This is a genomic window from Protofrankia sp. CiT1 (assembly GCF_917627335.1).
Taxonomy (GTDB): Bacteria; Actinomycetota; Actinomycetes; order Frankiales; family Frankiaceae; genus Protofrankia.
Genome location: NZ_CAKJTP010000173.1, coordinates 1 through 6,173, shown reverse-complemented (window position 1 = coordinate 6,173; position 6,173 = coordinate 1). Strand labels below are relative to the sequence as shown.

Below are 6,173 nucleotides of genomic sequence, written 5' to 3'. Positions count from 1 at the left end.
AGCGGCACGAGGAAGGGCGACGGTGGATCTCGTCAAGCTGTCCAGAAGGGTTTTCTGAGGCAACCGGCTTGACCTTGACCCTACGTCAGGCTTCCAGCATGGCGATATGACCGCTACCAACCCCGCGATCGAGGTCGCCGGACTCACCAAGTCCTACGGCGAGCACGCCGTGCTGGACGGCGTCGAGCTGACCGTCCCGCAAGGCACCGTCTACGCGCTCCTCGGGCCCAACGGCGCCGGCAAGACGACCATCGTCAACATCCTCTCCACCTTGCTGGCCCCCGGTGACGGCGAGATCCGCGTCGCCGGCTTCGACGTACGGCGCGAGCCCGCTGGAGTGCGTGCCGTGATCGGTGCCACCGGGCAGTTCTCGGCGATCGACACGCTGCTCACCGGCCGCGAGAACCTGCGGCTGATGGCCGACCTGACGCATCTGGACCGAGCGGCCGCGACGGCTGCCGTGACCATGATGCTGACGCGTTTCGACCTTGCTGACGCGGCTGACCGGCGGGCACAGACCTACTCGGGCGGCATGAAACGACGGCTGGATCTGGCGATGACACTCATCGCCCGGCCTCAAATAATCTTCCTTGACGAGCCGACGGCCGGTCTCGACCCGCGCAGCCGTCGCAACCTGTGGGCGATCGTGCGCGAGCAGGTCGCCGACGGCGTGACGGTGCTGCTGACGACGCAGTACCTCGAGGAGGCCGACCAGCTGGCCGACCGGATCGGCGTCCTCGACAACGGTCGCCTGGTCGCCGAGGGCACGGCCGCGGAACTGAAACGGCGGGTGCCCGGCGGATGCGTGTCGGTGCGGTTCACCGACACCGCGGGGCTGGCCGCCGCGGCGTCGGTGAACCCGCAGGCCAGCACCGACACCGAGGCGCTCACCCTGCGGCTGCCGGGCGACGGCAGCATCGCCGGGCTGCGCCGCCTGCTCGATACCCTCGACGACGATCGCGTCGCCGGCCTGACGGTCACCTCGGCCGACCTCGACGACGTGTTCCTCGCGCTCACCGGCCACGCGGCCGAGGCGTCCGCGGCCGAGGAGATCCCCGCATGAGCGGCACCTACACCGTCCGTGACTCGATGACGATGCTGCGGCGCAACCTGCGCCACATCCGCCGCTACCCTTCGCTGTCGATCATGCTGGTCGCGCAACCGATCCTGTTCCTGCTGCTGTTCGTGTACGTGTTCGGCGGGACCCTGGGGGCCGGCCTGCCGGGCCACGAGGGCGGCGGAAACCGCGGCGACTACCTCGCATTCATCATGCCGGGCATCCTGTTCATGACCATCGCCAGCATCGCGCTCGGCACCGCGATCTCGACCGCGACCGACATGACCACCGGGATCATCGCCCGGTTCCGTACGATGAACATCGCCCGGCTGTCGGTGCTCACTGGTCACGTGCTGGGTGCTGTCATCAGGACCGGATGCGCCGTGGTGATCGTGACGGCGTTCGCCTTCCTCCTCGGGTTCCGCTCCGACGCCGGTCCGCTCGGCTGGCTCGCCGCGATCGGGCTGTTGATTCTCATCGCATTCGCGCTCACCTGGCTGACCGTCGGCATGGGCCTGGCCGCGGACAGCGTCGAGACGGCCAGCAACACCCCGCTGTTCCTGATGATTCTGCCGTTCGTCAGCAGCGGCTTCGTACCGACCGACGCGATGCCGGCCGGGCTGCGCCAGTTTGCGGAGCACCAGCCGTTCACCCCGATGATCAATACCCTCCGCGCCCTCGTCACGGGCGCTCCGACAGGCTCCGACCGGTGGCTCGCGATCGGCTGGTGCATCCTGATCGCGCTGCTCGGCTACCTCTGGTCACGTCGGCTGTTCCTCCGCGTGCCCGCGACATAGGAGACTGGTGCGGTGCTCACGATCAGTCAGCTGGCGTCGTACGCCGGCGTCACCGTGCGCGCGGTGCGGCACTACCACGCCAAAGGCCTCCTGCCGGAGCCGGAGCGCGACCATTCCGGCTACCGGCGCTACGACGCCCATGCCGTCGTCGAACTCATCAGGATCCGCACTCTTGCCGAAGCCGGTGTGCCGCTCGCGCACGTCCGCGAGCTGTTGGCCGCGGGCGAGCGGGAGTTCACCGCGGCCGTCGCGGACATCGACCGGCGCCTACGCGCGGAGATCAAGGAGCGGCAACGGCACCGCGCGCGGATCGCGCAGCTGGCAGCCGGGGACAGCCTGGCCCTGCCGCCGGAGGCGGTGGCATACCTCGACCGGCTGCGCGAACTCGGATTGCCGGACCTGATGATCGAGGGCGAGCGGGACGCCTGGATCCTGGTAGCCGCCCAGCTCCCGGAGCACGTGTCGTCCTATGTGAAGCTGAAGAAGCAGCAGCTCGACGACCCGGCAACGGTCGCACTCTACCGCGATTTCGCCGCGATGATCTACTGGGAGATGGACGACCCGCGGGTGGCGGCCGTGGCCGACCGGCTCGTCGCCTCTCTCGAAGCCGCCGAGGACGAGGGATGGGAGAGCCACAACCAGGAGATGACCGACGCGCTCGCGGAGCTCCTCGACTCGGTCTTCCTCCACTCGGTGCCGATCGCCCGTCAGCTCATGGAGCGGCTCCACGAACGCGGCTGGCGCGGCTGGACCAAGCTCGAGCGGATCAGCCCGACAGAGCGCGCCACCGGCAGGCCCATCGCCCACCGCGCACCATCCCAGCCAGGATGATCATCGTTGCGCTCCGGCGCCGCAGCTCCCGCTTCGTCGACGTGGCGAAACGTGAGTAGCGGCATCCGGGGCGCCAAGTACGGCCACCGGGTTACGTAGACGCTTCCAGGGCGGGCCGGTCACAGTTGGCTCGAGGGCCCACACCGCGCCGGTTGTGTCATTGTTCCCGTGGACGTACAGCGCATACGGACGACCCACCGTCGCATCCAGACACGGATGGTAAATAGCGTCGCAGAACTTGCGGAAAGTCGCGTACGTCACGCAGCCACACCATGTAGCGCACCGGCTCGCTGCGACGCCGTGTCGAACTCTCACGGTCGCGTGAGCCACCTCGATAGCCGACTTGCGACGATCGAGGGACGGGTCTCCGGATGCGCCTGCCGGCTAGCCCCAAGGGCGTTCGGCTAGTCCGTGCCAAGATCGCGCCCGTGCGCACGGGACGCGCCGGATCTGCCGCCCGTCATCGGCTGGCCGAGGGGATGGTACTGACGGCTATCCGAGCCGCAGGAGTACCGCTCCAGCTGCTCCGTCCGGCGTTGACGCGCCTGACGGAGCAGCTCGGAATCGAGCACGTCCTCGCCGCTCGCGAGGCGATGCCCACCGCGGTTCCGTAAAGTTGCGATCAGTGGAGCGCGACGGACCGGAGGGTGGTGGGTGATGACTCGCTCGTTCAACACGACTGGACCGTGCGTGCCGATCGATCATTACATGATCCCAGCCCCGGCACGGCTCCCGGAAGTTCCAGATCTCGTCGAGGACAAGAAATATTTTGTTATTCACGCCCCCCGCCAATCGGGCAAGACAACGGCGCTACGGGCACTAGCCGCCGAACTGACCACGAGTGGGCGCCACGCGGCAGTGGTGCTGTCAATGGAGGCCGGACAGCCCTGGCCGGATGACGTCGGCGCGGCCACCCGTGCGATCCTCGGCCGTGCCCGTCGCGCAGCACGAACCAACCTGCCCGCCGAGTTGCGTCCGCCGCCATGGCCGGACAGCTGGGACGAAGTGCTCCTCTCGGACGCATTCGCCGCCTGGGCGGAGGCCTGCCCGCGACCACTCGTTCTTTTCCTCGACGAGATCGACTCTCTCGCGGGGCGCACGATGCTCAGCGTGCTTCGCCAACTGCGGGACGGCTTCGCTGACCGCCCCACCGGCTTTCCCGCGTCCGTGGCGCTCTGTGGCCTGCGCGACATCCGCGACTACAAGATCGCCGCAGGCGGCGACCCGACCAGGCTGACATCGCCAAGCCCGTTCAACATCGCGGTGACGTCGCTGCGGCTGAGTGACTTCACCATCGACGAGGTCCGCGCCCTCTATGGACAACACACCACCGACACCGGCCAACGGTTCACCTCACAGGCCGTCGAGTACGCCTACGCACTGACGATGGGCCAGCCATGGTTGGTCAACGCCCTCGCATACGAGATCGTCAACCGCATCAAGGTGCCAACGACGGTGACGATCACAGGCGAGCATGTCGACGAGGCCGCCGAACGGATCACGGTCGCCCGTGAGACCCACTTGGACTCCCTACTCGACAAGCTCCGTGACTCCCGCGTCAGACGGATCATCGAGCCCATCCTCGCCGGCACGCAGGTCAGGTTCGACCCGTTCGCCGACGACCTCGCCTACACCACCGACCTGGGACTGATCCGACGAACCGCGACAACGGTCGAAATAGCCAATCCGATCTACCGGAACGTCATCACGCGAGTCCTTGCCGACGGTCTCTTCGAGGGGATTCTCGGCGCGCCCCGGCCCCGCTCGTTCATACTCCCCGACGGCCGACTCGACCTGCCCGGCCTGCTCACCCGATTCACCGACTTCTGGCACCGGACCGAGGACATCCTCGAAGCCGACGAGCCCTACCGCGAAGTGACCCCCCACGTCACCCTGCTCGGCTACCTCGACCGCGCCATCAATGGAAGCGGCTTCGTGGACCGCGAATACGGCGTCGGACGCGGCGCACTCGACCTGCTCATCCGCTGGACCTACACCGAACCCGACGGCAGACCCGCCGTCCAGCGCGAAGCTCTCGAGGTCAAGACCCACCGGCCCGGCGACAAGGATCCGACGAAGGCCGGCGTCAGCCAGTTGGACTGCTACCTGCTCCGCCTCGGCCTCTCCGCCGGCCACCTCGTGATCTTTGACCAGCGACCCGCCGAACGCAAACGCGTCGCCACCAAGCTGGGCTCAGAGACCGCCACAAGCCCCAGTGGACGGACTGTCACGATTGTCCGTATCTGACCCGCCAGTACGTCGTCCTGTCGACGGCGACCCTCGACCGGCTCGACGAACACGTCGACGTCGTCGAGTTCGAGGCGGCGATCTCCGGCTGGGCCGTCGCGCGGGCCCTGGCCTGCCCACCCCGACCCGCGGCGCCACCCACCGAGCCCGCCGAAACGGCTCAGCCAGCGCGGCGGTGCCGGCGGTCGCGGGCGGACGCGCTACGCGAGACCGACCCGGACGGCCGTGTCCGGCTCGCTCCGACTCACCCGTTCGTCGACCCGGCGGTGCGGGTCGAGGCCTCCTACCAGGCCGGCCAGCAGGCCGTCGCGGTCGACGGGAAGGAGTCCCGCGGCGCGAAACGCGGCGGGATGCCCAGGGTGCACCTGCTCGGCTCGGTCGTCCACGCTCTGCGCATGCTGGTCGCCCAACAGCGGGTGGAGAATACGACCACCGAGGTCAGGCACGTCGCCTCACTCCTCGAACCGCTACCGCTGCGTGACGTGGTGATAACGGCTGACGCTCTCCAGACGAACGTGGCGAACACCCTCTACCTGCGCCGGATGAAGCTGGCGCACTACCTGCTGCCGGTCCGGGGTAACCAGCCCCGCCTGTTCGCCCTGCTCGACGCCCTGCCCTGGCTGACTACCCCGGTCACGGCCGCGACTCAGGAGCACAGCCATGGCCGGCTCGAGACCCGTACCCTGCGCCACCTGCCGATGCCCGCCGGCCACGGGATGGTTGATGCCGCCCGCGCTGTGCTCGTCGAACGCTCCGTCACCGAATGGCGCGGCGGCGCCTGGCGGACCAGGACCGAGGCTGTCCTGTCCATCACCAGCCTCGCCGCTCATGAGGCCACCCCCGCCGACCTGCTCGCCCACGTCCGCAGCCACTGGACCGTCGAGCACACACATTGGCTACGGGATGTCATCTGGCGCGAGGATGCCTCCCTGCTCCGTACCGGCGACAACCCCCAGCTGTGGGCCGCTATCACCAACCTCGTGATCAACATGTTTCGGCTACTGGGAGTAACACGGTTCACGATCAAACGGGTTTTATAGGACAAAAACGGTACTTCGTATCCCGTCGCACCGGGTACGAAGCTCGTGATCCTCCTCGAATCTGCGCAAAACCGGCTCGACGGGCTGGAGGACAAAACTTCCGATAGGTCAGCAGATCTTGATCAAACTCACTCTAAGAGAGCATCTCGTTCATTTTGCGATGGTTCAGTCGGATTTCTGGCGGTGGCAAGGTGGGGCAGA

General features: G+C 67.7%; 6 protein-coding genes. All 6 read left to right on the top strand.

Annotated features, from left to right (window positions below):
• Positions 1–106 precede the first annotated feature (106 nt).
• The 6 genes from MJ785_RS18905 to MJ785_RS18885 all read left to right on the top strand — a co-directional run bounded on the left by MJ785_RS18905 (position 107) and on the right by MJ785_RS18885 (position 5,972).
• Positions 107–1,063 carry an ABC transporter ATP-binding protein gene (locus MJ785_RS18905; protein WP_239382076.1) on the top strand — a complete coding sequence of 319 codons (957 nt, stop codon included), beginning with the start codon at positions 107–109 and terminating at the stop codon, positions 1,061–1,063.
• On the top strand, positions 1,060–1,854 hold the full coding sequence (locus tag MJ785_RS18900; protein WP_239382074.1) for an ABC transporter permease: 795 nt from the start codon (positions 1,060–1,062) through the stop codon (positions 1,852–1,854). Before MJ785_RS18905 ends, MJ785_RS18900 begins: the two co-directional genes overlap by 4 nt.
• A 12-nt stretch (positions 1,855–1,866) precedes the next feature.
• Positions 1,867–2,685 carry a MerR family transcriptional regulator gene (locus MJ785_RS18895; protein WP_239377694.1) on the top strand — a complete coding sequence of 273 codons (819 nt, stop codon included), beginning with the start codon at positions 1,867–1,869 and terminating at the stop codon, positions 2,683–2,685.
• A 371-nt stretch (positions 2,686–3,056) separates the two neighbouring features.
• Complete coding sequence (locus tag MJ785_RS22385; protein WP_370651741.1) at positions 3,057–3,299, top strand: hypothetical protein; 243 nt, start codon at positions 3,057–3,059, stop codon at positions 3,297–3,299.
• Between the two features lie 43 nt (positions 3,300–3,342).
• Complete coding sequence (locus MJ785_RS18890) at positions 3,343–4,932, top strand: ATP-binding protein (RefSeq protein ID WP_239382072.1); 1,590 nt, start codon at positions 3,343–3,345, stop codon at positions 4,930–4,932.
• A 266-nt stretch (positions 4,933–5,198) separates the two neighbouring features.
• The gene (locus MJ785_RS18885; RefSeq protein WP_239346937.1) at positions 5,199–5,972 is read left to right on the top strand and encodes an ISAs1 family transposase; all 774 of its coding nucleotides are present in this window, start codon (positions 5,199–5,201) and stop codon (positions 5,970–5,972) included.
• The last annotated feature ends 201 nt before the right edge of the window (positions 5,973–6,173 follow it).